The organism is Streptomyces sp. NPDC058464 (assembly GCF_042721035.1).
In the GTDB taxonomy this organism is placed as follows: Bacteria; Actinomycetota; Actinomycetes; order Streptomycetales; family Streptomycetaceae; genus Streptomyces.
Map to the genome: position 1 here is coordinate 18,020 of NZ_JBHXMA010000040.1, position 26,472 is coordinate 44,491.

Genomic DNA, 26,472 nt, shown 5'->3' on the forward strand with positions numbered 1-26,472 from the left:
CCTACACTCGGTGGCGTGCCACGTGGTGACGGTCTCCTCAATCACGATCTGCTCCCCGGCGAGAAGGGCCCCCAGGACGCTTGCGGCGTCTTCGGTGTCTGGGCTCCCGGTGAAGAGGTCGCCAAGCTCACGTACTTCGGGCTCTACGCCCTCCAGCATCGGGGCCAGGAATCCGCGGGTATCGCGGTCAGCAACGGCTCCCAGATCCTCGTCTTCAAGGACATGGGCCTCGTCTCCCAGGTCTTCGACGAGACCTCGCTCGGTTCGCTCCAGGGTCATATCGCGGTCGGTCACGCCCGCTACTCGACCACCGGTGCCTCCGTGTGGGAGAACGCCCAGCCGACGTTCCGCGCCACCGCGCACGGTTCGATCGCGCTCGGCCACAACGGCAACCTCGTCAACACGGCGCAGCTCGCCGAGATGGTCGCCGAACTCCCGAAGGACCCGGGCGGCCGGTCCACCCGGGTCGCCGCCACCAACGACACCGACCTGCTCACCGCGCTCCTCGCGGCCCAGGTCGACGAGGACGGCAAGCCGCTGACCATCGAGGAGGCCGCGCACACGGTCCTGCCGAAGGTCCGGGGCGCCTTCTCGCTCGTCTTCATGGACGAGCACACGCTCTACGCCGCCCGCGACCCGCAGGGCATCCGCCCGCTGGTCCTCGGCCGTCTCGAGCGCGGCTGGGTCATCGCCTCCGAGTCCGCCGCACTCGACATCTGCGGCGCCAGCTTCGTCCGCGAGATCGAGCCGGGCGAGTTCGTCGCCATCGACGAGAACGGCCTGCGCACCTCGCGATTCGCTGACGCGAAGCCCAAGGGCTGTGTCTTCGAGTACGTGTACCTGGCCCGCCCCGACACCGACATCGCCGGGCGGAACGTCTACCTCTCCCGCGTGGAGATGGGCCGGAAGCTCGCCGCGGAAGCCCCGGTCGACGCCGACCTGGTGATAGCGACCCCGGAATCCGGCACTCCCGCCGCCGTCGGCTACGCGGAGGCCTCCGGCATCCCCTTCGGCAACGGTCTGGTCAAGAACGCCTACGTCGGCCGGACCTTCATCCAGCCCTCGCAGACCATCCGCCAGCTCGGCATCCGCCTGAAGCTGAACCCGCTGAAGGAAGTCATCAAGGGCAAGCGGCTGGTCGTCGTCGACGACTCGATCGTGCGCGGCAACACCCAGCGCGCGCTCGTGCGGATGCTCCGGGAGGCCGGCGCCGCCGAGGTCCACATCCGGATCTCGTCCCCGCCCGTGAAGTGGCCGTGCTTCTTCGGCATCGACTTCGCCACCCGCGCCGAGCTCATCGCCAACGGCATGACCATCGAGGAGATCGGCACCTCGCTCGGCGCCGACTCGCTGGCGTACATCTCCATCGACGGCATGATCGAGGCGACCACCATCGCCAAGCCGAACCTCTGCCGTGCCTGCTTCGACGGCGAGTACCCGATGGAGCTCCCGGACCCCGAGCTGCTCGGCAAGCAGCTCCTGGAGACCGAGCTGGCCGCCGGTCCGGCAGCCACGGCCGCGGCCGACGCGATCCGTCGCCCGTAAGCCCCGTCATCAACCCGAAAGATCCCAGGCAATGTCTGAGAGCCCTGTTTCCGGTGCTTCCTACGCGGCTGCCGGTGTCGACATCGAGGCGGGCGACCGCGCCGTAGAGCTCATGAAGGAGTGGGTGAAGAAGACGCAGCGCCCCGAGGTCCTCGGCGGCCTCGGCGGCTTCGCCGGCCTCTTCGACGCCTCCGCCCTCAAGAACTACGAGCGGCCGCTGCTGGCCTCCGCCACGGACGGCGTGGGCACCAAGGTGGACATCGCCCGGCAGCTGGGCGTGTACGACACGATCGGCCACGACCTGGTCGCCATGGTCATGGACGACATCGTGGTGTGCGGCGCGGAGCCGCTGTTCATGACCGACTACATCTGCGTCGGCAAGGTCCACCCCGAGCGGGTCGCCGCCATCGTCAAGGGCATCGCCGAGGGCTGTGTACTGGCCGGCTGCGCCCTGGTGGGCGGCGAGACGGCCGAGCACCCGGGCCTGCTCGGCGCGGACGACTTCGACGTGGCCGGCGCCGGTACGGGCGTGGTGGAGGCCGACCGGCTGCTCGGCCCGGATCGTATCCGTACGGGTGACGCGGTGATCGCCATGGCGTCCTCCGGGCTTCACTCGAACGGGTACTCCCTGGTCCGGCACGTCCTGCTGAACCAGGCCGGCCTCGCCCTGGACGCCCATGTCGAGGAGCTCGGCCGCACCCTCGGCGAGGAACTCCTGGAGCCGACCAAGATCTACTCGCTGGACTGCCTGGCCCTGATGCGCACGGCGGAGGTCCATGCCTTCAGCCACGTCACCGGCGGCGGACTCGCGGCGAACCTGGCCCGGGTGATCCCGGACCACCTGCACGCGATCGTCGACCGCGCCACCTGGACCCCCGGTCCGATCTTCGACCTGGTCGGCCGCACCGGCAGCGTCGAGCGGCTCGAACTGGAGAAGACGCTCAACATGGGCGTCGGCATGATCGCGATCGTCCCGCAGGAATCGGCGGACGTGGCACTGACCGCACTGGCCGACCGCGGGGTCGAGGCCTGGGTGGCCGGCGAGATCACCGAACGCGGCGAGCACACCACGGGTGCGGAACTAGTAGGCGACTACGCCTGAACCCAGCCTCGGGGGTCCCCTCTCTGGGGGATTTTGAGGAGCGGGGTCCGGGGCGGAGGCCCGTGACGCCAGCACAAAACCCGGTCCGGCGATGAAACCCCGGACCGGGCAAGTGAAGCGGCTAAGCAGCCGCAGGCGTCAAGCACCGCGACGATGCTGGGACGTCGGACCGGACTGGTCGTCCTCGTCCTCGTCGTCATCGTCGTCGTTATACAGATCCGCGTACTGGGCGTACGGGTCGTCCTCGTCCTCGTCGTCGTCCTCGAACGGCTCGCCGTTCGGCGGCTGGCTCGAAGTCGATGCGCCCAGTTCGTTGGCCAGACGTGACAGGTCAGTCCCACCGCTGTTGTACTTCAGCTGGCGGGCGACCTTCGTCTGCTTGGCCTTGGCCCGGCCGCGCCCCATGGCTCGACCCCCTCGGTGACGGGGCTCGACGGCCCCAGAGTCTGACACGCGTTCATGATCCGGAACGGACTCTCCTCGGAGAGACCGGTCCGTAGGGCTTCCACGGTACCTGAGCCCGCGCCCATACGGTACGTCGCCCGCACCACGCGCCTGACTCCATGACCCGCGAGGCGCCCCGTCCCCGCTGGTCAACCACGATTTTAACCACTTCCTGGCGGGCGACCCGCCGACGAACGTGAGAGTTCTCTCCAACTGTCCGCCGGCAGGTACCGGAAATCCGGCCGGAAACCCGGCGTCGGGTCAGCGTCCACCCGCCGTTGCCGCTTCGTGCATCCGCTGTTCGGCGATCCGGTCGGCCGCCGCGGCCGGCGGAATCCCGTCGCCCTTCGCACGTGCGAATATGGCCAGCGTGGTGTCGAAGATCTCCGCCGCCTTGGCCTTGCACCGCTCGAAGTCGAACCCGTGCAGCTCGTCGGCGACCTGGATGACCCCGCCGGCGTTCACCACGTAGTCCGGCGCGTAGAGGATCCCGCGGTCGGCGAGGTCCTTCTCGACACCCGGGTGGGCGAGCTGGTTGTTGGCGGCACCGCACACCACCTGGGCGGTCAGCACCGGCACGGAGTCGTCGCTGAGGGCGCCGCCGAGCGCGCAGGGGGCGTAGATGTCGAGGCCCTCGATCCGGATCAGGGCGTCGGTGTCGGCGGCCACTCCCACGGCGGGGTGCTTGTCGGCGATGCGCCCGAGGGCTTCCTGCCGTACGTCGGTGATCACGACCTCGGCGCCCTCCTCCAGGAGGTGTTCCACCAGGTGGTGGCCGACCTTGCCGACGCCCGCGATGCCGACGGTGCGGCCGCGCAGCGAGGGGTCGCCCCACAGGTGCTGGGCGCTGGCCCGCATGCCCTGGTAGACGCCGTACGCGGTGAGCACGGAGGAGTCGCCGGCGCCGCCGTTCTCGGGGGAGCGTCCGGTGGTCCAGCGGCACTCGCGGGCCACCACGTCCATGTCGGCGACATACGTGCCGACGTCGCAGGCGGTGACGTACCGGCCGCCGAGCGAGGCCACGAACCGCCCGTAGGCGAGCAGCAGCTCCTCGGTCTTGTCCCGGTCCGGGTCCCCGATGATCACGGCCTTGCCGCCGCCGTGGTCGAGCCCGGCCATGGCGTTCTTGTACGACATCCCGCGCGCGAGGTTGAGGGCGTCGGCGACGGCGTCTTCCTCGTTGGCGTACGGGTAGAAGCGGGTGCCGCCGAGGGCGGGGCCCAGCGCGGTGGAGTGGATGGCGATGACGGCCTTGAGGCCGCTCTTGCGGTCCTGACAGAGCACGACCTGCTCGTGACCGCCCTGGTCCGAGTGGAACAGGGTGTGCAGGACGCCGGTGGAAACGTCGGTCACTGTGGTGACTCCCGGTTGTGTCGCGTGTGTCGCGGCGGTGGAAGCGGGGGCTCCCGTAAGGGTGGCGGGGGCCGTGGCATGAGCGTAGAGCCATTGCCCGCACACCATCCGCGCAGTGTTCAGGATCACTCTCCCGTGCCGTGTGTGCACGTATGAGCGTGGGACGATTTGCTGTGGTTTCCGCGGCCGGCCCCGGCCGGCTCCGTCATGGCTCCGCCGTGGGTTCCGCTGGTTTCGAGCCCGGTCCGATGGGGAGGGAGCAGGCGTGCCCAAGGTGTCCTCGGTGGTCGTCCCCTACGCGACGTACCTGCGTGTGTACGAGCCGCTGGCCGCCTTCCCGGACCGGGAGCGCGACCACTGGACGCGCTACGCCCGCCGCCCGGAGCGCCCCTCGTACCAGGACGAACTCCGCCGTTCCCTGGCCGACTTGCTGCCCACCCCGCCGGTCGCGGTGCCGGTGCAGGAGAGCGCCGACGCGTTCGTCCTGGAGGTCGACGGCGTCGTCTGCGTCTGCCCGTGGCGGACCCGGCTGCGCGGCTGGCAGGCCCTGCAGGAGCTCTCCGACGAACTGCCGAAGCCCGTCCTGGACGCGATGCTGCCGCCGGTCGTGCGCCGGCAGGCCACGATGGACTACGAGCGCTGGCTGGTCCGCAACCCCGACTCCCGGCCCTGGATCCGCACCGCGACCTGGCAGGTGCCGCTGAACTGGTTCGTGCTGGTCTCCGACGAGGAGCGCCGGTACGAGAAGGGCACCGCTGAGATCCCGCCGATGCTGCGCTACCGCACGCCGATGGTGCAGGCCCGGCGCCGGGTGGCCCGGGCGCTGCGCACGCTCAAGGACACCGTGGAGGAAGGGCCGCTGATCGACGGCCTGGTGGACGTCGGCCGCTGGCTGGAGGAGTTCCACCCGCGCTCGCTGGTCGAGCTGGACTACGGCGGCCTGGTGCACACCCTGCCGGCCGGGGACCTCGAGGACGACCACTCCGCGGCCGACGTGGCGGCCGGCATCGAGGCGCTGCGCCTGGGCGACGGGGCCGCGGCCGGGGCGGCGTACGGGCGGCTGGTGGAGCGGTGGCGGACGGTACGGGACCGGCGTTCGGCGAACTGAGTGCCGGTCTGAGCGTGGATGCCCACTGATCCGTACTGACTGATGGGGCGTCTGATGGTGTTTACAGCCGGATGACACCTGCGTGACGTGTGTGCGGTGAGTGATGTACGTCACGGCCCAGAAGGCATGAAACAACGTACGTTGACGGCACTTCAGTGAACGCACTGGACGTTGGATCTCGATCCGGGCTTTTGCGTCAAGGGTGACGGATAGCACTTACACGGCTCTTGCGCCTCTTGCCACTCCTCGTGCCAAAATAGGACAAGGAGTCCGGGGAGGGCTCCATCCGTCCAAGTGTGGTGCACTGTGGGCGGATTCTCAGCATTACGTGCTTTGGGGGGTCTGGTGACTCCTGATCGTCCTGTGACTGATCGTCACAGAGGCGTGACTGTCCGCTATGGCATGGTCCATCGGCTTCCGCGGCTGATGCCTACCTGGGAGGGCAATTCCATCGGTTTGGCCGACGCGGCTGGACAGATGGTGTAGTTGTAGTGCCGAGGACAAGCCGTTCGTCCTATAACCGACTCGACTCGCGTCCGCCATTTCGGGCAACGCGGGTCAAGGTGCAGAATTTAGAGGAAAGAACCGAGAAGGTTCGGTTCTCCCGAGGAGGCCGCTCATGACCGCTCGCACCCCTGATGCCGAGCCGCTGCTGACCCCGGCTGAGGTCGCCACGATGTTCCGCGTCGACCCCAAGACGGTCACGCGGTGGGCGAAGGCCGGCAAGCTCACGTCGATCCGCACGCTCGGCGGACACCGCCGCTACCGCGAGGCTGAGGTGCGCGCCCTGCTGGCGGGCATTCCGCAGCAGCGCAGCGAGGCCTGACCCAACTGAATAGCGGGCAAACCGACCGGTCCCCCAACTGGCCGAGGTGCCCGAACCCTAGCTCCAAGCGACGCAGGACCTGCCCCAACAGGACCTACGCCCAGGCCGACAAGAGACTTCTCAGGCAAGCGACACAGGGTGCGTCGTAGATCGCGCTGGACTCCGCCGGGTCCAGCGCGATCTTTTTTGTGCGTCCATGGGGTCCCGTGGGGCCTTGGCCGACCGTAACCAGCGGCTCTGTGAGCGGCCTTGTCGGAGTCTGGGGATCACTGTCGGATCCGCTGTGCGGGCATCCGAAGGGGGTCCGGGGCGGGTCCGCAGGGTGGTGCAATTGCACATATTAAATTGACCAGTTGTAGGAAGGGGGTAAGTGCCACCGTTTCGGAAACTCATGCGGTGACACCCGTCACATACCGCACGGGTTGTTTGTACTGTCCCGGGTGCGATAGAGGGGTCACGCGCTCCATCGGCCCTTGGGGGAACGGCCGTTGGGGTACCGTCACGCGCCGACGGGGCCCTGGTCCTCCACGGCGTCCTCGGGGGCCTCGGCGGTGTGCGGGGCGGAGTCCATGGCCAGCCGCAGCAGCTGATGGCAGACCGCGCAGTGGCGGGTCAGATGCCGGTACGACGAGGCGGCCGCCAGATGGGCCCTCAGCAGCGCCCGCGTCTCATGCCGCACCGAAGCCGCCATACGCCACCTCCAGAGGGGGGCCGAGGGGAAGCGGGCCCTGTCTTCTGGGTACCGAGCGAATGTGACGCCGTCAATGGCACGGGCTCGTTCCCGGCCGCCGGGCACGCAAGAGGCCCGCTTCCCCTGACGGGAAACGGGCCTCGGTATCGTGCGGTCCTGACGGGATTTGAACCCGCGGCCTCCACCTTGACAGGGTGGCGAGCACTCCAAACTGCTCCACAGGACCAGGTTTCGCGGCACTTTGTCTTGCGTTGTGCTGCGAGAAGGACTGTACAGGAGGGTGCGGGCCCTGGTCGAACTCACTTAGCGTGCCCGGTCGGTTACGGGGCGGCCGTGTCGATCGCCTTCACGATCCGCTTGTCGGAGATCGGGTACGCGGTCCCCAGCGCATGCGCGAAGTAGCTGACCCGCAGCTCCTCCAGCATCCAGCGGATGTCCAGGACCTGCTGCGGCACCGGCCGCCCCTTCGGCAGCTGCTCCAGCAGCCAGGCGTACTCGTCCTGCATCTCGTGGACCTTCTCCATGCGGGTGGTGTCCCGCTGGACGTTGGTCGGCATCTGCTGGAGGCGGCGGTCGGCGGCGACCAGGTAGCGCATGAGGTCGGGGAGGCGTCGTATACCGGCCCAGGTCACGAAACCGGGCTTCACCAGGGCGTCCAGCTGCTTGCGGACGTCGGTCAGGTTCGCCAGCAGCGCGGGGCTCCGTACGGCCTTGAGACGGCGCTCACAGGCCTGCCAGGCGGCCAGTACCTGCTGCACCTGCCCGACCGTCCGGACCGTCGTGTCGACGATCTCGGCGCGCACCTTGTCGTACAGCTTCCGGTACGACTCCTCGTCCCACGCAGGCCCCCCGAAGTCGGCGATCAGCTTGTCGGCCGCGGCCATCGCGCAGTCGTCGAAGAGGGCCTGGATCGTGCCGTGGGGGTTCGCCGACAGCGCGAGCTTCTGGGCGTTCGTCAGCTTCTCCGATGCGAACTTCGCCGGGTTCACCGGGATGTTGCGGAGGATGAGCCGCCGCGTGCCCTTCCACATCGCCTCGGCCTGCTCCTCCTCGGTGTCGAAGAGGCGGACGGAGACCGTGTCGCCGTCGTCGACGAGGGCCGGGTAGGCCTTCACCGGCTGGCCCGCCCGACGCGTCTCGAAGACGCGTGTGAGCGTGCCGATCGTCCAGTCCGTGAGGCCCTTGCGCTCCAGGGACTCGCCGCCCTGGCGCTCCGCGGTGGCCGCGGCGGCCTGGGAGAGGGCCTGGCGCGCCTTCGGCTTCAGGCGGACCTTCAGCGACTCCAGGTCCTTGTCCTCGGCCAGCTTCCGGCGCCGTTCGTCGACGATCCGGAACGTGATCTTGAGGTGGTCGGGGACCCGCGCCCAGTCGAAGTCCTCGGCCTCGAAGGGCACGCCGACCATGCGCCTGAGCTCGCGCACCATGGTCGTGGTGAGGGGCTCCTGGAGGGGGACCGCGGTGTCCAGGAAGCGCTTCGCGAAGTTCGGCGCCGGCACGTAGTTGCGGCGGACGGGCTTCGGGAGGGTGCGGATCAGCTCCGTGACCACCTCTTCCCTGAGGCCCGGGATCTGCCAGTCGAAGCCCTCGTCCCTGACCTGGTTGAGGACCTGGAGCGGGATGTGGACGGTCACGCCGTCCGCGTCCGCACCCGGCTCGAACTGGTACGTCACCCGGAACTTCAGCTGCCCCTGCCGCCAGGAGTCCGGGTAGTCGGCCTTGGTGACCGCCTCCGCCGACTCCCGGATCAGCATCTCCCGCTCGAAGTCCAGGAACTCCGGCTGCTCGTGCCGCTTGTGCTTCCACCAGGAGTCGAAGTGGGCGCCGGAGACGACGTGTTCGGGCACCCGCTGGTCGTAGAAGTCGAAGAGCGTGTCGTCGTCGACGACGATGTCCCGGCGCCGCGCCCGGTGCTCCAGCTCCTCGACCTCGCTGAGGAGTCTGCGGTTGTCGGCGAAGAACTTGTGGTGGGTCCGCCAGTCGCCCTCGACCAGTGCGTTGCGAATGAAAAGCTCGCGGCTGGCCTCCGGGTCGATCCGGCCGTAGTTCACCTTCCGGTCGGCGACGATCGGTACGCCGTACAGCGTGACCTTCTCCAGGGCCATCACGGCCGCCTGGTCCTTCTCCCAGTGCGGTTCGCTGTACGTCCGCTTGAGGAGGTGCTCGGCGAGCGGCTCGACCCACTCCGGCTCGATCTTCGCGTTGACCCGGGCCCAGAGCCGCGAGGTCTCCACCAGTTCCGCCGACATAACGAACCGGGGAGTCTTTTTGAACAGCGCGGAGCCCGGGAAGAGCGCGAACTTGGCGCTGCGCGCCCCCAGGTACTCGTTCTTCGCGCCGTCCTTCACGTCCTTCATGCCGATGTGGGACAGCAGGCCGGCGAGCAGCGAGACGTGCACGCGGTCGCCGGGGGCGTCGTCCTCGCTGAGGTGGATGCCCATCTGCTTGGCGACCGTGCGCAGCTGCGTGTAGATGTCCTGCCACTCCCGGATGCGCAGGAAGTTCAGGAACTCCTGCTTGCACATCCGCCGGAAGGAACTGGAGCCGCGCTCCTTCTGCTGCTCCCTGATGTACCTCCACAGGTTGAGGAAGGCGAGGAAGTCGCTGGTCTCGTCGCGGAAGCGGGCGTGCTGCTGGTCGGCCTGGGTCTGCTTCTCGGCCGGGCGTTCGCGCGGGTCCTGGATGGAGAGCGCGGCGGCGATGACCATGACCTCGCGGACACAGCCGTTCTTGTCGGCCTCCAGGACCATCCGGGCGAGCCGCGGGTCGACGGGCAGCTGGGCCAGCTTGCGGCCGGTGTCGGTGAGCCGCTTGCGCGGGTCCTTCTCGGCGGGGTCGATCGCGCCCAGCTCCTGGAGCAGCTGCACGCCGTCCCGGATGTTGCGGTGGTCCGGCGGGTCGATGAAGGGGAACTTCTCGATGTCGCCGAGGCCGGCCGCGGTCATCTGGAGGATGACGGAGGCGAGGTTGGTCCGGAGGATCTCGGGGTCCGTGAACTCCGGGCGGGAGACGAAGTCGTCCTCGTCGTACAGCCGGATGCAGATGCCGTCGGAGGTACGGCCGCAGCGGCCCTTGCGCTGGTTGGCGCTGGCCTGCGAGACCGCCTCGATGGGCAGCCGCTGCACCTTGGTGCGGTGGCTGTAGCGGGAGATACGCGCGAAGCCGGGGTCGATGACGTACTTGATGCCGGGAACGGTCAGCGAGGTCTCGGCGACGTTGGTCGCCAGAACGATCCTGCGGCCGGTGTGCGGCTGGAAGACCCGGTGCTGCTCGGCGTGCGAGAGGCGCGCGTACAGCGGCAGCACCTCCGTACTCTGCCCACCAGCGCCTCCGGCGCGGGGGTAGTTCTTCCTGGTGAGCGCGTCGGCCGTGTCCCGGATCTCCCGCTCGCCGGAGAGGAAGACGAGGATGTCCCCCTGTCCCTCGGCCTGGAGCTCCTCCACGGCGTCGCAGATGGCGGTGATCTGGTCCCGGTCGGAGTCGTCCGAGTCCTCCTCCAGGAGGGGCCGGTAGCGCACCTCCACGGGGTACGTCCGGCCGCTCACCTCCACGATCGGGGCATCGCCGAAGTGCCGGGAGAACCGCTCGGGGTCGATGGTCGCCGAGGTGATGACGACCTTGAGGTCGGGGCGGCGCGGCAGCAGCTGGGCCAGGTATCCCATCAGGAAGTCGATGTTGAGGGACCGCTCGTGGGCCTCGTCGATGATGATCGTGTCGTAGGCGCGCAGCTCGCGGTCGGTCTGGATCTCGGCGAGCAGGATGCCGTCCGTCATCAGCTTGATGAAGGTGGCGTCGGGGTTCACCTGGTCGGTGAAGCGGACCTTCCAGCCGACGGACTCCCCGAGCGGCGTCCGCAGCTCCTCCGCCACCCGCTCGGCGACGGTACGGGCGGCGATCCGGCGGGGCTGGGTGTGCCCGATCATGCCGCGCACGCCGCGCCCGAGTTCCAGACAGATCTTGGGGATCTGGGTGGTCTTCCCGGAGCCGGTCTCGCCGGCCACGATCACGACCTGGTGGTCGCGTATCGCCTCGGCGATCTCGTCCTTCTTCTGGCTGACGGGCAGTTGCTCGGGGTACGACACGGCGGGCACGACGGCGCGGCGGCCGGCCATCCGTTCCTCGGCCCTGGCCACCTCTGCCTCGATCTCGGCGAGGACGGCGGCCCGGGCCTCCGGTTTACGGATCTTGCGCGCACCTTCCAGCCTGCGCCCGAGCCGGTGCGCGTCGCGCAGTGAGAGCTCGGTCAGGCGGGGGGCGAGGGGGCCGAGGGCGGGGGCGGGGTGCGTAGACATACGCGGTCCAGGATCTCACCTCGGGGAAATTCATGGCGAACGCTTTTGCCTCCGGCGGTTCGGCCGGGTTGTGAGGGGTGCGGGTCGTGGTTCGCCTGCGGGTGGGTTGGGGCTGGTCGCGCAGTTCCCCGCGCCCCTTACGGGGCGCTGTCCAGCCGCGCCCCACAGAGCCACTCAGCTGCGGGCAGGCGTGCCGCAGGGCGGCACGGGTGGGCGCGGCGGCACCCTGCAAGCGCCGGTGAGTGAAACCCCCTACGGGGTCCGCTGGGCCGGGGTGGTGGGAGTTGGGGCGGGCGGTGCGGAGGAGGCTGCCGCGATGGACTTCGCCGTGTTGGATACGGCTTTGATCCCCAGGTATGCCGTGGTCATGCTGCTCACCGCCGTGAAGGCGGCGGTGAGGACGCCGATGATCACGGACTCGTTGCCGTTGAGCCGCCAGACGCCGAAGACCGCGACCCCGGCGATCGCGAGGTTGCTGACGACGACGGCGAGAAGGCCGTAGCGCGCACGGTCCTTCTCGAGCTGTATGTCCTGATCCCGGTTCATCTTCCCCACCCTGGTGATGTGTCGACCCGCCAGAAACTAGCGGCGGCGGGTCGCGCCGCCAAGGAGATTCAGGACGTGGCGGGGAAGACGTCGTAGTCGCCCAGCAGGTCTGCGTACACGTCCACCGAGCCGGAACCGGCGTTGTAGAGGTCGATCTCGCCGTCGGTGCCGACCTTGACCAGTGCGCGGTTGGCCGTGGTGTGTCCCTTGGTGAAGTTCAGGGAGTAGACGCCGGGGCGCGGGGTGCCGTCGGGGTAGGCGACGAGGTAGCCGCTGCCGGACGGGGCGGGCACCGTGAGGTTCAGGTCGGCGGCGGTGACTCCGGTCGCCGGGACGCCGTGGGCGCCGGTGACCTTGAGCTTGAGGGTGGCGTGGGCGGCGAGCCTGGCGATCTTGCCGGTGCCGGTTCCGGTGCGGGTGTTGAGGATGCGGGCGGGGGTGACCGGCAGGAACTCCGAGCCGCCCGTGGCGGTGCCGTACCAGCCGGCGAGGTCCGCGACGAGCTGCGCCGACCCCTTGCCGGCGTTGTGCAGCACCACCTTGCCGTCCTTCAGGGGGAGCGTGATCTGGGCGGAGGCGGTCTGTCCGGTGGTCCAGTAGGGGCCGGTCAGGCTGGAGTCGGTGGTGCCGTGGGTGGAGACGACCAGGTTGCCGGAGGACTTGGTGCCGGTCGCGGTGGTGTTCAGGACCACCGCCGTGGCTCCCGCCAGGACACCGTGGGTGCCGCCGACCGACAGCGTGACCGAGTGGCCGCCGGCGACCGGGCCGGTGCTGCCGCCGGTACCGGTGCGGGTGTCGAGCAGGCGGACCGGAGCGACCGGGTGGTAGGTGTCGGCGTACTGGGCGTGCGACTGGAGGCCGACCGTGGCGACATTGACCGTGACCGCGCCGGAGCTGCCGTTGTAGAGGTCGACCGATCCGGTCGGGGTGACCTTGACCGTCGCCTGGTCGAGCGCCGTCCGGCCCGGCTCGAAGCCGATGGTGGAGGTGCCGGGGCGGGTGGTGCCGGCGGTGTAGAGGGTGAGCGAGCCGCTCGCCTTGGCGGCGCTGGTGACGAGCTGCAGCTGGGCGGCGTCGACGCCGCCGGAGTCCGCGTGCAGGGTGGCCGCCGAGATCTTCAGGATGCCGTGGGCGGCGATCGTCTTCTCGGTGTCGTGCTGCGGGATCGTCGCCACGTAGGTGTCCGCGGCGTGGAAGGTGGTCGTGGCGGTGGTGGTGCGGCCCAGGCGGTCCGTCTGCGTCAGCGTGGCGGTGTAGGTGCCGGGGGCCGGGTACTGGTGCAGTGCCTGTCCGACGCCGTCGCCCAGCGCCTCCTGGCTGCCGTCGCCGTAGGCCAGGACCCGGCTGAGGACCTCCCAGGCGTCGGCCGGTTCCGCGGCGGTGAACTGCGCGGCACCCGCGTTGATCGCGCCGTCGTTCGCGGTCCCGGCGGCCGCGGACAGTGTCGCGGCCGGCGGTGTGGCCGTGCCCGCCGTCGTCCAGTTGGTCCCGGACGTGCTCGTTCCGTCGCTGTCGGTGACCGTGATGCGGGTGAGGTACCGGCCCGGCGCGGTGTAGGTGTGGGTGATCGGGGTGCCCTGCGCGCCGGTGGCCGGGTCGCTGCCGTCCCCGAAGTCGACGGAGTACGTGAGCGCCTTGGCCCAGTTGCTGACGGCGTCCGTCCTCACCGAGGTCTCGAACGGCGCGACGCCGCTCGACGGGTAGGCGTCGGCGGGAATCGTGATGACGTCCGCCCGCTCCAGGGCGCCCCGGTCGGGCGCCGGTGTGCCGGTGCCCGTGTTGCCGACGATCGGGTCGTCGGCCCGCGGGTGACCCGCGAAGTCGGTGCCGAGTTCGCCGGGTGCGGCGGCATCGGCGGAGTCGACGAGGGGAGAGCGCTCGGGCGGCTGGCTCCCGAGAACGAACCCGAACCCGTCGATGTCGTGGGTGGCCTGTCCGGTCCCGGCCCGGAACGCCGCGCTGGTGGCGTAGGCGGTGCCGCCCCAGGAGTACTCGGTGCGCGCCGGGGCGGACGGGCCCGCGTCGTTCGCCGCCACGTTGTAGTCGGCGGTGACCTCGGCCGTGGAGTCGGCCGACACCGCGTAGAGCGGAGCGGTCGGCGCCGGGCAGGTGCTGCTCTGCGCCGACCCGGAGGTGATGGCGACGTTGTTCTCCACCACTCCGGAGCTTCCGCCGTCCAGCGAGACTCCCCCGGCACACGCCGCCAGGATCGTGTTGCTCGTCACGTCCGCGTCGGACGTTCCGGTGACCACGATGGCGCCCTCCCGCATCGTGGTGATCTCGTTGGTCGTCACGGTGACCCGCGCCGCTCCGGGTTCCGTCCGCACGCCGTACGCGTACGAGGGGCCCAGCCAGCTCCGTGACACGGTGACGTCCGACGACGTGCCGTCCACGCTGACCGCGCTCCCCGTGGCCGGGGCCGCGAGGGCCGGGCGGTTGATCGCCAGCCGGTCGAGGGTCACGTCCGTGGATCCGGTGACCGCCACACCGTTTCCGCCGTCGTCGGTGAAGGCCAGCGATTCCACGTGCACGTCGTGCACCGCGTCCAGCGTCAGCGCGGGTGCGGAGCCGGGCCACCCGAACACCGCCCGCGAACCGGCCGTACCGGGTTGTGCCCCCGTGAACGTGATCGGCGCGTCACTCGTCCCCGACCGGGTCAGGGTCACCGATCCCGAGTACGGATCGCCGGTCGGCGACAGGATCCGGACCGTGTCCCCCGGCTCCACCACGTCCGCCGCGGCCTGCACGGTGCAGAAGGGCAGGCTCTGTGCCCCCGTCCCGCTGTCGCTGCAGGCCACGTCGTGGTTCACGTACAGGGTCCCGTCGGTCCCCGGGTCCGCCACCGCGGACCCGCCGCCCAGGCCGCTCATCACCCCCGCCACGACGATCAGGGCGAGGGGCAGGCCGACGGTGGGGCGGGATCTGTGCACGGGGTCTCCCGGGAGCGTTCGCGGTGCGGTCACGAGAACGCCGGATGGGGGTGAACGGCCTTAAGGGCAGGTGCGCTTGGGGCCCGGGCCGGTTCAGCTCAGCGTTGGCATGCAGCTGTCATGTTCGCACCCGGATTCCCAAGGAACGCCATGATCCGCTCTCGCCTTGCTCAAAACGGAGCCGGTCGGCAGGCGGGCGTGACGCGTGCTGATGCGCCGGACGTGGAAGCGGAATCGCCGGCGCGGGTGGCATGAGGTTGCATGAGAACAGCCCCTCCGGAATCCCGGAGGGGCTGTCTGTTGTGGCTGGGGCCGGGGTCGAACCGGCGACCTATCGCTTTTCAGGCGATCGCTCGTACCAACTGAGCTACCCAGCCACGAGGTTTCACGTGAAACCTCAGCGGTCCTGACGGGATTTGAACCCGCGGCCTCCACCTTGACAGGGTGGCGAGCACTCCAAACTGCTCCACAGGACCAAGCTGTGTGTGCAACAGTGTTGCACACGATCTTGCGTGCCCCCAACGGGATTCGAACCCGTGCTACCGCCTTGAAAGGGCGGCGTCCTAGGCCGCTAGACGATGAGGGCTATCGGCCCGCCTGGGCGCTTCGTCAGCGCGTCGGGGACGTGAGAAGCATATGGGATCGCGGGGAGTATCGCCAAAACGGTTTACGACCCCGAGGGCGACGGGGTTCCTGGGGTGCCTCCTGAGGGTGACGGGCTCTCCGAGGGGGAGGGGGTCCCCCCGGCCGGCCCGCGGCGGAGCCGCTGATCGACTACGTCTCGGGGAGGTGGCGGCTGACCTCGGCCGTCGTCTCGCCCAGACCGCCCAGTCTGATCTCGTCCCAGGCCTGGAGCCGCCGGCTGTCCCGGTCGAAGTAGAGGATCGAGGCCTCGATCGGGTCCGGGTACCTGCCCTCGACCGCCCGGAGCCCGCTGCCGCCCGTGGAGCCCTCCACGCGCAGCCGGGTGCCGTGCGCGAGGATCTCCGTCTGTTCGTGGTGGAGGTGACCCGCCAGGACCAGGGGCACCTCGCCGTCCGTCATCCGGGCCGCCGTCGGCTCGTGGACGATCGCGACGTCCACCGGGGTGTCGGCCGCCCGCTGCTCCCGCAGGGCCGTGGCCAGGCGGTCCCCGGCCAGCTCCTCGGCCGCGTCACCGCCGGGGGCGGTCGAGCGGTCCGGGGTGAACTGGGGGTCGCCGATCCCGGCGAAGCGCAGCCCGGCGATCGTCTCGGCGCGGCCGTCGTCCAGGACGTGCACGTTCTTCATGCGGGAGAGGTAGCGCTGGGTGGTGCGGGAGTCGTGGTTGCCCCGGACCCAGACGTACGGCACGCCCAGGTCGGCGATGGGGTCCAGGAAGCCGTTCTCGGCCGCCGTGCCGTGGTCCATGGTGTCGCCGGAGTCGACGATCACGTTCACCTTGTACTGCTCCACCAGCGAGGCGATGATCTTCCAGCTCGCCGGGTTCAGGTGGATGTCGGAGACGTGCAGGACGCGGAGGGTGGCCGGGTCCGGGGAGTAGGCGGGGAGCGTGGACGTGACGTCGTACAGCTTCGTCACGTTCGTCACCAGGCGGGCCAGTTCCTTCTGGTAGACGTCGAATTCGGTGACGATGCTGCGCGCGTTGCCGACCAGCGCCGGGGCGGAGGAGAGCAGGCCGGAGAACCTGGGTTCCAGGACCGACTCGGGGTTCCAGGTGGCGTACGCGGTCGCGCCCGAGGAGACGAGCAGGGCGAGGGCGAGGCCCCCGGAGGCCAGGGCGCGGCGCGGGCGGCGGTAGACCGCGAGGCCGAGGGCGGTGGCACCGGCGACGACGGCCACGCAGGAGCGTACGGCCAGGTCGAGGGTGCCGTGCTCGACGTCGTGGGCGACCTCGTCCTGGAGTCCGGAGAGGCGCTCGGGGTGGTCGACCAGGGCCTGGGAGCGGACCGGGTCGAGCTGGTCGACGTTGACGTCGAGGCGGACGGGACCGGCGTGGGTGTCCAGGTACAGGGCGCCCAGCGGCGAGACGTTGATCTTCGTGCCGCCGCTGAGGGACGGGCGCAGTGTCATCGTCGTGTCCATCGGGCCGACCTGGGTGCGGACGTTCCCGACGATCAGCAGGCCGAGCCAGGCGCCGACGAGCACGACGGCGGCCAGCCCGAGGACGCGGCTCCAGGCGGGCGGCTCGTGCGCCTCGGGGGCGAGTTCCAGGACGGGCAGGCGGGCTCGGGTTCGGGTGCGGACGCGGGCCATTGGTGCCGTATGCCCAGGATTGCCGGCTCGTATGCGGCGGTTCGTGTCACGGGCGGGAGGGCTTGGGGCGGGGGAGGGCTTCGGGCGCCGGCGGGTCAGCCCCAGCCCAGTTCGTGGAGGCGGGCGTCCCCGATGCCGAAGTGGTGTGCCACCTCGTGGACGACGGTCACGGCGACCTCGTGGACCACGTCCTCGGGTGTCTCGCAATACCGCAGGGTCGGTCCCATGTAGATCGTGATGCGGTCGGGGAGGACCCCGGCGTACCACTCCCCGCGCTCGGTGAGCGGCGTGCCTTCGTAGAGGCCCAGCAGCTCCGGGTCGTCGGCGGACGGTTCGTCCTCCACGAACACGGCCACGTTGTCCATGACCCGCGTCAGCTCCGGCGGGATCCGGTCCAGGGCCTCGCTCACCAGTTCTTCGAACCCGTCGCGGGTCATCTCCAGCACAGGGCCATTGTCGGGGACGAACGCGTGGAACGGGGGCTCCGGCCCCTATTGCACGTCTGTGACAGCGCACGCACAGCTCCGTCATTCCCCGTGGGAAGACTTCAGGCATCGCGAAGGGGCGGCACGGTCTGCCCTTGATCCTGGTCATTCACCCTGGGGGGACCCGATGTCCGCACGTTACCGTCGTCGCACCGCAGCCGCCGCCACCGGTGTTGCCGCGCTGCTGGCCGTGGCCGGTGTGGCCGGTGTGTCCACCGCCGCGACGGCCGCTCCCGCCGCCAGGGCGGTGACCGTGCCCCGGGGGCTGACCGTCAGCGACGGCACCCGGCACGTTCTCGTCGGCGGCCGGTCGATCGACTTCGGTACCGTCGTCCGCGACCTGGCCTGGAACCCGAGCGGCAGCAAGGCCGCCTTCGTCGACGGCCACGGCAACCTCGTCGTCTCCGACCCCGACGGCAGCCACCGGGTCACCGTCGCCGCCAACCCGGGCAACCAGACCTGGTCCCACCCGACCTGGCAGGTCGCCGCGGCGGACCGGACGAACGGCATCCCCGCGAAGAACAACATCATCTTCGCCGCCAAGATCCACGGCAGCACCGTGCTGGAGCGCGTCAAGGCCACCGGCAACCACGCCAAGCCGGCCAGGATCAGCCTGAACAGCGACGACCCGGAGGCGGGCGCCCTCCCGCAGACGAACAACGCCTGGCCGAACGCCGGCGGTCCCTACGGCACGGCCGTCTACGACAACACCCACACCGGCGAGGTCTACATCCGGGACGACTACCTGCGTCAGCAGGGCGGTGCGCTGGCCAAGGGCTCCGAGCCGGCGCTCTCCCCCGACGCGGAGGAGGTCGTCTTCGTCCGCTCGGTCGGCGGCCACGACCACCTCTTCGTCGACGACCTGACCGCCGGCACCAACGCGGTCAAGGACATCACCCCGCACGCCACCACCGACTACACCGAGCCCACCTGGTCGCCCAACGGCAAGACCATCGCCTTCCGGACCCCGAACGGCATCTACACCGTCACCAGGACCGCCCACGGGTTCGGCAAGCCGGTCAAGGCCTCCGCGCACAAGGGACTGCCCGCCTACCGCGGCTGACCGCTGCCGCCCGAGCGGCCGTCGGAGCGGGCGAGTTCGGCCCGTAGCGCCGCCAGGTGCTCGTCGGCCGTGTCGTGCGGCAGGAACTCGACCACGTCGAGGAAACGGAACAGCACCTGGGACCTGGTGACGGCGAACTCGTAGTCGCCGAACCCCACCACGGCACCCAGCTCCCCCCGCACAGCACCCCGGACGACATGCGCGGTCATGTCGTCCGGGGTTTCCGCGCTCGTGCCCCGCCGGGCGTTGGGGCGGGCCAGGTACGGGCAGACCATCGAGGCGTAGAGCATGCACGCGCGGTGCCCGGGAGCCTCCAGGGTCGGCGCCAGGTTGCGGTACGGCCGCCCGGCGGCCAGTGCGTCGCCGATCGCGGAGCTCTCCGCGGCGCCGACCACCCGCCACACCGGGCCCCTGGGCATCAGCGTGTTGCAGACGGAACACAGCCTGTTGCGGGCGCACTCCGCGCTGCGCTCGTAGTCGGTGAGTGCGAACCGGGGGGCGTCGCCCTCCCACGGCGTGATGGCGGGCACGGGGTAGCCACGGCTGTCACGAGGCCTGGCCTCGACGCTCGCCGGCATGGGAACGGAGTCGAATCGCACACCCCATGGTGAACCACCCGCCCACACCCCCGCGACGGTCGGGGGCGGGGAGGCGTGTCCTCTTGTGGGCGGCGGGAGTTGGGCAGGTTGACTTCTTTCTCCGCCCCCGGAGGTGGCCGCCGTGCGCCCCTTGAACGTACCCGTCCGTCTGGCCGTCACGGTGATGGCGGTCGCGGCCGCGGCCGGCTGTGTGAACGTGGGCGACGACGCGGGGAAGGCCAAGCCGTCGCACTCCGCGGGGCACCGGGACGGTGAGGTGGCCGACGGCGGGTCCGGGGTGTCCGGCGAGGGCGGTGCGGGGTACGGCGGCGCGGCGGCCGACGGGAAGCGCGGGCACGGGGAGAAGGCGAAGCCGGGGGAGTCGGCGTCGGCGTCCGCGAAACCGACGAAGGGGGCGAGCGCGGGGCCGGCCGTGCCGGTGCAGCCGGGGAAGAGCGTGGCGCCGGGGGTGCCGGCCGGGCCGACGGCGGCCCCGACGACGCCCGCGCCGCCGGCGGCCTCCCCCACCCCGCCGCCCGCATCGCCCACCCCACCGCCCCCGGCGACGGACCCCCCGTCGGCCGAGCCGTCCTCGTCGGCACACGAGGACACGGGGACCCAGCTGGTGCAACGGGAACCGGCACCGGAGGCGGGGACGCCGGCGTAGGGGGCGCGTTCCAGTGGGCCGGGGCGGTGTGAGACGTCCTTCTCCGGCGCGGGGAAGAAGGAGGGGAAGAAGATGGGTGGGGTCGGGTGTTGGGGAGTGTGTAGGGCAGCGCGTCCGGTCTGTGTGGTCTGTGTGTCGGCGGATTGGCGTGAGCGTCGTTGGGGTTGGGGCAAACCTGCTGTGAGTTTCGTGACTAGGGCTCGGTTTGCCTTCGGGGGTGTTGGGTGCGTATGGTGGTAGATCGTTTGATCCCATTTGCCCGGCGCCACTGCAGAGCGCGCCGTGTGGCGCGTACTCTCCCTTGCCGTGGCGGACCGCATTGAGGCGGTCGTGAGCGAATCACGGAGTTGACGGGCGCGTGCCGAAGAGACTCCGGAAGGTTTCGCATTCGCATGTCCGTGTCCAGTAATGACCAGATCGTTGTGCCCGAGAACATCCAGGACGACGAACTGGTGACCCAGGTCTCCGAGGAGACCGCTGACACCACCCCCCAGATCACCTTTGCCGACCTCGGTCTCCCCGAGGGCGTCGTGCGCAAGCTCGCGCAGAACGGCGTGACCACCCCCTTCCCGATCCAGGCCGCGACCATCCCGGACGCCCTGGCCGGCAAGGACATCCTCGGCCGGGGCCGCACCGGCTCCGGCAAGACCCTCTCCTTCGGTCTGCCCACCCTGGCCACGCTGGCCGGCGGCCGCACCGAGAAGAAGCGGCCGCGTGCCGTCATCCTCACCCCGACCCGCGAGCTGGCGATGCAGGTCGCCGACGCGCTCCAGCCCTACGGCGACGTCGTCGGCCTGAAGATGAAGGTCGTCTGCGGCGGTACCTCCATGGGCAACCAGATCTACGCCCTGGAGCGCGGTGTCGACATCCTCGTCGCCACCCCGGGCCGCCTGCGCGACATCATCAACCGCGGCGCCTGCTCCCTCGAGGACGTGCAGATCGCCGTCCTCGACGAGGCCGACCAGATGTCCGACCTGGGCTTCCTGCCCGAGGTCACCGAGCTGCTCGACCAGATCCCGGCCGGCGGCCAGCGCATGCTGTTCTCCGCCACCATGGAGAACGAGATCTCCACGCTGGTCAAGCGCTACCTGGTCGACCCGGTCTCGCACGAGGTCGACGCCGCCCAGGGCGCGGTCACGACCATGTCCCACCACATCCTCATCGTGAAGCCCAAGGACAAGGCGCCGGTCACCGCCGCGATCGCCTCCCGCAAGGGCCGCACGATCATCTTCGTCCGCACCCAGCTGGGCGCCGACCGCGTCGCCGAGCAGCTGCGCGACTCCGGCGTGAAGGCCGACGCGCTGCACGGCGGCATGACCCAGGGCGCGCGGACGCGGACCCTCGCCGACTTCAAGGACGGGTACGTCAACGTCCTCGTCGCCACCGACGTCGCCGCCCGCGGCATCCACGTCGACGGCATCGACCTGGTCCTGAACGTCGACCCCGCCGGCGACCACAAGGACTACCTGCACCGCGCCGGCCGTACCGCCCGCGCGGGCCGCACCGGCACGGTCGTCTCGCTCTCCCTGCCGCACCAGCGTCGGCAGATCTTCCGGCTGATGGAGGACGCGGGCGTCGACGCCGGGCGTCACATCATCAACTCCGGTACGGCCTTCGAGCCCGAGGTCGCCGAGATCACCGGTGCCCGTTCGATGACCGAGGTCCAGTCCGAGTCCGCGGCCAACGCGGCGCAGCAGGCCGAGCGCGAGGTCACCCAGCTCACCAAGGAGCTGGAGCGGGCCCAGCGCCGGGCCGCCGAGCTGCGCGAGGAGGCCGACCGCCTGGTCGCCCGGGTCGCCCGCGAGCGCGGCGAGGACCCGGAGGCGGCGGTGGCCGAGGCCGCCGCCGTGGCCGAGGCCGAGGCCGAGACGGCGGAGCAGCCGGCCGCCGAGGCGCCGGCCCGTCAGGAGTCCTCCTCGTACGAGCGTCCGCGTCAGCAGCGTGACGAGCGGGGCAACTACGAGCGCCGTGACCGCCGTGACGACCGTCCGTCGGGCGGCTTCCGCCGGGACGACCGTCGTGACGACCGTCGTGACGGTGGCGACCGTGGCGGCTTCCGCCGTGACGACCGTCCGTCGGGCGGCTTCCGTCGGGACGACCGCCGTGACGACCGTCGTGACGGTGGCGACCGTGGCGGCTTCCGTCGCGACGACCGTCCGTCGGGCGGCTTCCGCCGCGACGACCGCCGCGACGACCGCGGTGCCCGTTCCTTCGAGCGTCGTGACGAGCGCCGTGACGACCGCGGCGGCTTCCGCCGTGACGAGCAGCGTCGGCCGTTCGACCGGGACCGTGACGACCGTGGCGGCCGCTCCTTCGAGCGCCGTGACGACCGTGGCGGCTTCCGCCGTGACGACCGTCCGTCCGGCCACCGGGGCAGCGACCGCCCGTTCAACCGCGACCGCCGCGACGACCGCCCGGGCTTCCGCAGCGGTGGCCACAGCGGCCACGACCGCCCGTTCGGCCGTCGTGACGACCACCGCGGCTCGTCCTCCGGCCCCTCCGGCTCCTTCGGCCGCCGTGACGACAAGCCGCGCTGGAAGCGCAACGGCTGACACCGAGTGAGGTGACGAAGGGCCCGTACGACGACCTGTCGTACGGGCCCTTCCGCGTCGCGGACCGGGGCGGCACGGACCGGCCCCGCCAACTACCCCCTGTTCACGGTCAATTCACTGTTGATGCCTGTGCGTCGGTTGTTAACATCCTTTGACTTTTGACTTCCTGGGGGGTTCCTTGAGCCGGCATGCCCGGATCGCACTCACACTGGTCGGACTGGCCGCCCTCGGCGCCGGTTCGCTGACCACCGCGGGCACGGCCGCCGCGGACACCACCCCGACGCCGATCACGACGAGCGGCGTCTGGGGCATCGACTACGCGGGCGGCTTCCTGGCCACCGTGGAGAACGCGCCGAGCGGCGACCAGTGGGTGATCGGCCGGCAGATCTCGGCCGACGGCTCCACGGTGCTGGACCGGACGACCCGGGGATTCGCCGGCACGTTCGCGGTCGGCAGCCATGTCCAGCGGGTGTCCTGCGACCAGGGCGCGCCGGGCTGCGTGCCGCTGCGCACCTTCGGCAACACCTACGTCGGCGACTTCATGGACGACGGCACCGGCAAGCAGCAGGCCGAGATCTACCTGACCGAGGACACGCTGGACGGCGGGCCCGCCCCGATCGTCACCGGCGGCCGTTTCGTCGACGCCACCGGTCGCTTCTACGTCTACCAGGCGTCCTCCACCGGCAAGCAGTACGTCGACGCGGTGCCCGCGTACCAGACCCAGAACGTCCGGCTGACCCGGTCCATCACCGCCGCCTCCGTGTGGGGTTCGACGCTGTGGACACCGGGCACCGGCAACGGCGTCGTCACCGGATACGACCTGAAGGCGAAGAAGACGGTCGCGACCGTCTCCACCGGCGCGCCCTGCACGGTGAAGGAACTTCAGGTCGTCGGCCGCTGGATCTACTGGAACTGCGGCCCGACGGGCGCCGCGGGCGTGTACGACCGTACGGCGAAGAAGAACATCAAGGTGCCCTCCGGCCCGGTGCTCGTCGGCGACGGCTACCTCGTCCAGCACGACCGGACCGCGGGCAGGCTGATGCTGACGGACTTCCACACCGGGACGGCGGCCGCGCCGCGCGCCGTCGCCGACCTGCCCGCCGGGCAGAGCGCCGACCAGCGGCGGCAGACCTGGTCCGTGGACAAGTTCGGCGGCGACATCGCGTACGTCGGACCGGACAACGTGATCCGGATCGTGCCGAGCGGGGTGCCGACGCAGCCGCTGACGGGGATCGAGTCGGAGGTGGCGGACTGGGACGAGGACGCCCGGGAAGGCGCCACCGGCAACACCATCTGGGGCAGCGTCTGGCAGCTCAGCAAGCCCGCGAAGTGGACCTTCACCGTGAAGGACACCCACGGGCACGCAGACCGCACCATCAAGGGCAGCGGTACGTCGGTCGACATCGGCTGGGACGGGACCAACGACACGGGCGGCTACCCGCTCAACGGCCCGAAGACCTGGACGCTGACCGCCACCGCCGTCGAGGGCTCGGGGACGTACACGACGAGCGGGAAGTTCGGCTACACCGGCGGCACGCAGGGCTTCCACGACCAGAGCGGCTACAGCTACGGCGACCTGGCCACCCTCAGCTCGTCCGGCGGCCTCACGCTGCACTCCACCACCGGCAACGGCAGGTTCAGCGGCAACTGGGCGGCCTTCGGCTGGGCGGCGGGCACGGTCGCCGTGCCCTTCGGGGACATGACCGGCGACCGGTGCTCCGAGATGCTCGTGCGGATGCCGAACGGGGAGCTGCGCCGGTACACCGGCAAGTGCGCGGGCTCGTACAAGCCGTCCGACAAGCACGTCTCCCTCGGCACCGGCTGGAACGCGTACAACGTCCTCACCGCCCCCGGTGACCTCACCGGCGACGGCCGGACCGACCTGCTGGCCCGCAAGGCCGCCACCGGGGACGTCTACCTGTTCGCCGACGACGGCACCGGCAGGCTGAAGGCCGGGGTGAAGATCCGCACGTGGTCGTCGTACACGAGGATCGTCGGCGCCGGTGACCTGAACGGCGACGGCTTCGGGGACGTGCTGGCGGTCGACAAGGCCGGGACGCTGTGGCGCTACGACGGCACCGGGACGGGCCAGGTGAAGGAGCGGGTGAAGGTCGCCGCGCACTGGAACGCCTCGTACAACGCGGTCGTGGGCGTCGGCGACATCACCGGGGACGGGAAGAACGACCTGGTGATGCGGGACACCGCGGGCAACCTGTACCGGCAGACGGGCACCGGCAAGGGCACGTTCGCGGCGCGCGTGAAAATCGCGACGGGCTGGCAGGGCTACAAGGCGCTCTTCTAAGCCCTGTTCAGGCCTCTGCCGAGACTCCTGTTCAGGCTACCGAGGCCTGTTTCCGGGCCGTTCCAGCCTGTTTTCGGCCAGGCTGTGACGCATGTCACGCCCCCGGTGAGGGAATCGCTGGGGGCATGACAGATGACGCGACGGTCAAGTCGCCCTCCGGCGCACTCTCCGACGAGGAGCGGCTCGCCCAGCTCGGCTACACCCAGGTCCTGGCCCGCCGTATGTCGGCCTTCTCGAACTACGCGGTCTCCTTCACGATCATCTCGGTCCTCTCCGGCTGTCTCACCCTCTACCTCTTCGGCATGATCACCGGCGGCCCGGCCGTGATCACCTGGGGCTGGGTGGCCGTGGGCCTGATGACCCTCTTCGTAGGCCTCTCGATGGCCGAGATCTGCTCCGCCTATCCGACCTCCGCCGGCCTCTACTTCTGGGCCCACCGGCTGGCCCCGCCCCGCAGCGCGGCCGCCTGGGCGTGGTTCACGGGCTGGTTCAACGTGCTCGGCCAGGTGGCGGTGACGGCGGGCATCGACTTCGGCGCCGCGTCCTTCCTCGGGGCGTACCTGAACCTCCAGTTCGACTTCACCGTCACCCCGGGCCGCACGATCCTCCTCTTCGCGGGGATCCTCGTCCTGCACGGCCTCCTCAACACCTTCGGCGTCCGCATCGTCGCGCTGCTCAACAGCGTCAGCGTGTGGTGGCACGTGGTCGGCGTCCTGGTCATCGTCGGCGCGCTGACCTTCGTCCCCGACCACCACCAGTCGGCGTCCTTCGTCTTCACCAAGTTCGTGAACGAGACGGGCTGGAGCAGCGGCCCGTACGTCGTCCTCATCGGCCTCCTGATGGCCCAGTACACCTTCACCGGCTACGACGCCTCGGCGCACATGACCGAGGAGACCCACGACGCGGCGACGGCCGGCCCGAAGGGCATCGTCCGCTCGATCTGGACGTCCTGGATAGCCGGCTTCGTCCTCCTCCTCGGCTTCACGTTCGCCATCCAGTCGTACGACAAGGAGGCGGCGTCCCCGACGGGCGCACCGCCGGCCCAGATCCTCCTGGACGCGCTCGGCGCCACGACCGGCAAGCTCCTGCTCCTCGTCGTCATCGGCGCCCAGCTCTTCTGCGGGATGGCCTCGGTGACGGCCAACAGCCGCATGATCTATGCCTTCTCCCGGGACGGCGCGCTGCCCTTCTCCCGCCTCTGGCACACGGTCAGCCCCCGCACCCGCACCCCCGTGGCGGCGGTCTGGCTGGCGGCCCTCTCCGCCCTCGCCCTGGGCCTCCCGTACCTCATCAACTACACGGCCTACGCCGCCGTGACGTCGATCGCGGTGATCGGCCTGTACGTGGCCTACGTCATCCCGACACTGCTGCGGGTACGCAAGGGCGACGCGTTCGAGCGGGGCCCGTGGCACCTGGGCCGCTGGTCGATCGTGATCGGCGTGATCTCGGTGACGTGGGTGGTGGTCATCACCGTCCTCTTCATGCTCCCGCAGGTCTCCCCGGTCACCTGGAAGTCCTTCAACTACGCCCCGGTCGCCGTGCTGGCCGTCCTCGGCTTCGCCGCGATCTGGTGGCAGGCGTCGGCCCGCCACTGGTTCCTCAACCCGGCCGCGGCGCCCCGCCAGGAGGACAGCCCCGAACTGGCCGACCTCTGACCCAGCGGTTCCTGATGTCCCACTTCTGCCACGCGACGCGGCCACGACCCCGATACCCGATCGGCGAGACGCCTCCGTCCGGCTATGCTCGGGGAGGCAAC

The 26,472-nt window shown here is 70.4% G+C and carries 17 protein-coding genes, 4 tRNA genes and 1 pseudogene; 9 read left to right on the forward strand and 13 right to left on the reverse strand.

The features are described 5' to 3' along the window. Positions 1–15: 15 nt before the first annotated feature. Positions 16–1,545, forward strand: a complete 1,530-nt coding sequence (purF, locus tag ACFWPQ_RS39355; protein ID WP_384046066.1) for an amidophosphoribosyltransferase — start codon at positions 16–18, stop codon at positions 1,543–1,545. Positions 1,546–1,576: 31 nt separating this feature from the next. Then, positions 1,577–2,647, forward strand: coding sequence for a phosphoribosylformylglycinamidine cyclo-ligase (purM, locus tag ACFWPQ_RS39360; protein WP_384046068.1), 1,071 nt, complete (start codon positions 1,577–1,579; stop codon positions 2,645–2,647). Between the two features lie 138 nt (positions 2,648–2,785). Here purM and ACFWPQ_RS39365 read toward each other — a convergent pair whose 3' ends face one another. Both ACFWPQ_RS39365 and ACFWPQ_RS39370 read right to left on the reverse strand, forming a co-directional pair. Next, a complete protein-coding gene (locus ACFWPQ_RS39365; protein WP_383713378.1) occupies positions 2,786–3,052 on the reverse strand; it encodes a DUF3073 domain-containing protein in 267 nt (88 codons plus the stop codon). A 300-nt stretch (positions 3,053–3,352) separates the two neighbouring features. Beyond that, on the reverse strand, positions 3,353–4,444 hold the full coding sequence (locus ACFWPQ_RS39370; protein ID WP_384046070.1) for a Leu/Phe/Val dehydrogenase: 1,092 nt from the start codon (positions 4,442–4,444) through the stop codon (positions 3,353–3,355). Between the two features lie 265 nt (positions 4,445–4,709). Here ACFWPQ_RS39370 and ACFWPQ_RS39375 point away from each other — a divergent pair, with 265 nt between their 5' ends. After that, positions 4,710–5,552 carry a hypothetical protein gene (locus tag ACFWPQ_RS39375; RefSeq protein ID WP_384046073.1) on the forward strand — a complete coding sequence of 281 codons (843 nt, stop codon included), beginning with the start codon at positions 4,710–4,712 and terminating at the stop codon, positions 5,550–5,552. A gap of 619 nt (positions 5,553–6,171) precedes the next feature. After that, positions 6,172–6,378, forward strand: coding sequence for a developmental transcriptional regulator BldC (bldC, locus tag ACFWPQ_RS39380; RefSeq protein WP_003949541.1), 207 nt, complete (start codon positions 6,172–6,174; stop codon positions 6,376–6,378). 499 nt (positions 6,379–6,877) lie between these two features. Here the strand turns inward: bldC and ACFWPQ_RS39385 are convergent, their stop codons facing one another. The 10 genes and pseudogenes from ACFWPQ_RS39385 to ACFWPQ_RS39430 all read right to left on the reverse strand — a co-directional run bounded on the left by ACFWPQ_RS39385 (position 6,878) and on the right by ACFWPQ_RS39430 (position 17,515). Next, a complete protein-coding gene (locus ACFWPQ_RS39385; protein WP_361284758.1) occupies positions 6,878–7,069 on the reverse strand; it encodes a DUF6274 family protein in 192 nt (63 codons plus the stop codon). Positions 7,070–7,220: 151 nt separating this feature from the next. Then, a tRNA-Asp gene (locus ACFWPQ_RS39390) sits at positions 7,221–7,295 on the reverse strand. Between the two features lie 94 nt (positions 7,296–7,389). Further along, entirely contained in the window at positions 7,390–11,358 is a 3,969-nt protein-coding gene (gene hrpA, locus ACFWPQ_RS39395; RefSeq protein ID WP_384046076.1) for an ATP-dependent RNA helicase HrpA, read from the reverse strand. Positions 11,359–11,610: 252 nt separating this feature from the next. Further along, the gene (locus ACFWPQ_RS39400; RefSeq protein ID WP_384046079.1) at positions 11,611–11,904 is read right to left on the reverse strand and encodes a hypothetical protein; all 294 of its coding nucleotides are present in this window, start codon (positions 11,902–11,904) and stop codon (positions 11,611–11,613) included. Between the two features lie 68 nt (positions 11,905–11,972). Further along, positions 11,973–14,834 carry a PKD domain-containing protein gene (locus ACFWPQ_RS39405; protein ID WP_384046082.1) on the reverse strand — a complete coding sequence of 954 codons (2,862 nt, stop codon included), beginning with the start codon at positions 14,832–14,834 and terminating at the stop codon, positions 11,973–11,975. Positions 14,835–15,137: 303 nt separating this feature from the next. Further along, positions 15,138–15,211 (reverse strand) — tRNA-Phe (locus ACFWPQ_RS39410). Between the two features lie 24 nt (positions 15,212–15,235). Then, positions 15,236–15,310, reverse strand: a tRNA-Asp gene (locus ACFWPQ_RS39415). Positions 15,311–15,347: 37 nt separating this feature from the next. Beyond that, a tRNA-Glu gene (locus ACFWPQ_RS39420) sits at positions 15,348–15,420 on the reverse strand. Positions 15,421–15,501: 81 nt separating this feature from the next. Then, positions 15,502–17,069 (reverse strand): annotated as a pseudogene (locus ACFWPQ_RS39425) (metallophosphoesterase). Positions 17,070–17,164: 95 nt separating this feature from the next. Next, on the reverse strand, positions 17,165–17,515 hold the full coding sequence (locus ACFWPQ_RS39430; RefSeq protein ID WP_352361908.1) for a metallopeptidase family protein: 351 nt from the start codon (positions 17,513–17,515) through the stop codon (positions 17,165–17,167). A gap of 166 nt (positions 17,516–17,681) precedes the next feature. Here ACFWPQ_RS39430 and ACFWPQ_RS39435 point away from each other — a divergent pair, with 166 nt between their 5' ends. Continuing rightward, a complete protein-coding gene (locus ACFWPQ_RS39435; protein WP_384046086.1) occupies positions 17,682–18,617 on the forward strand; it encodes a TolB family protein in 936 nt (311 codons plus the stop codon). Here the strand turns inward: ACFWPQ_RS39435 and ACFWPQ_RS39440 are convergent. After that, complete coding sequence (locus tag ACFWPQ_RS39440) at positions 18,605–19,195, reverse strand: hypothetical protein (RefSeq protein WP_361284739.1); 591 nt, start codon at positions 19,193–19,195, stop codon at positions 18,605–18,607. The genes ACFWPQ_RS39435 and ACFWPQ_RS39440 overlap by 13 nt on opposite strands. 142 nt (positions 19,196–19,337) lie before the next feature. Between ACFWPQ_RS39440 and ACFWPQ_RS39445 the strand changes: the two genes are divergently transcribed. The 4 genes from ACFWPQ_RS39445 (at position 19,338) to ACFWPQ_RS39460 (ending at position 26,371) form a co-directional block, all read left to right on the forward strand. After that, complete coding sequence (locus ACFWPQ_RS39445; RefSeq protein WP_384046090.1) at positions 19,338–19,862, forward strand: hypothetical protein; 525 nt, start codon at positions 19,338–19,340, stop codon at positions 19,860–19,862. Between the two features lie 392 nt (positions 19,863–20,254). Then, positions 20,255–22,414 carry a DEAD/DEAH box helicase gene (locus tag ACFWPQ_RS39450; protein ID WP_384046093.1) on the forward strand — a complete coding sequence of 720 codons (2,160 nt, stop codon included), beginning with the start codon at positions 20,255–20,257 and terminating at the stop codon, positions 22,412–22,414. Positions 22,415–22,592: 178 nt separating this feature from the next. Continuing rightward, positions 22,593–24,716, forward strand: coding sequence for an FG-GAP repeat domain-containing protein (locus ACFWPQ_RS39455; RefSeq protein WP_384046097.1), 2,124 nt, complete (start codon positions 22,593–22,595; stop codon positions 24,714–24,716). 125 nt (positions 24,717–24,841) lie between these two features. Next, a complete protein-coding gene (locus tag ACFWPQ_RS39460) occupies positions 24,842–26,371 on the forward strand; it encodes an amino acid permease (RefSeq protein WP_384046100.1) in 1,530 nt (509 codons plus the stop codon). Positions 26,372–26,472 lie beyond the last annotated feature (101 nt).

Bases quoted from the DNA above. Each gene is read 5' to 3' on its own strand.
- hrpA (WP_384046076.1), bottom strand. From the start codon at position 11,358: ATGTCTACGCACCCCGCCCCCGCCCTCGGCCCCCTCGCCCCCCGCCTG.
- ACFWPQ_RS39400 (WP_384046079.1), bottom strand. From the start codon at position 11,904: ATGAACCGGGATCAGGACATACAGCTCGAGAAGGACCGTGCGCGCTAC.
- bldC (WP_003949541.1), top strand. From the start codon at position 6,172: ATGACCGCTCGCACCCCTGATGCCGAGCCGCTGCTGACCCCGGCTGAG.
- ACFWPQ_RS39440 (WP_361284739.1), bottom strand. From the start codon at position 19,195: ATGCCGGCGAGCGTCGAGGCCAGGCCTCGTGACAGCCGTGGCTACCCC.
- ACFWPQ_RS39435 (WP_384046086.1), top strand. From the start codon at position 17,682: ATGTCCGCACGTTACCGTCGTCGCACCGCAGCCGCCGCCACCGGTGTT.
- purM (WP_384046068.1), top strand. From the start codon at position 1,577: ATGTCTGAGAGCCCTGTTTCCGGTGCTTCCTACGCGGCTGCCGGTGTC.
- ACFWPQ_RS39365 (WP_383713378.1), bottom strand. From the start codon at position 3,052: ATGGGGCGCGGCCGGGCCAAGGCCAAGCAGACGAAGGTCGCCCGCCAG.
- ACFWPQ_RS39385 (WP_361284758.1), bottom strand. From the start codon at position 7,069: ATGGCGGCTTCGGTGCGGCATGAGACGCGGGCGCTGCTGAGGGCCCAT.
- ACFWPQ_RS39460 (WP_384046100.1), top strand. From the start codon at position 24,842: ATGACAGATGACGCGACGGTCAAGTCGCCCTCCGGCGCACTCTCCGAC.
- ACFWPQ_RS39450 (WP_384046093.1), top strand. From the start codon at position 20,255: ATGTCCGTGTCCAGTAATGACCAGATCGTTGTGCCCGAGAACATCCAG.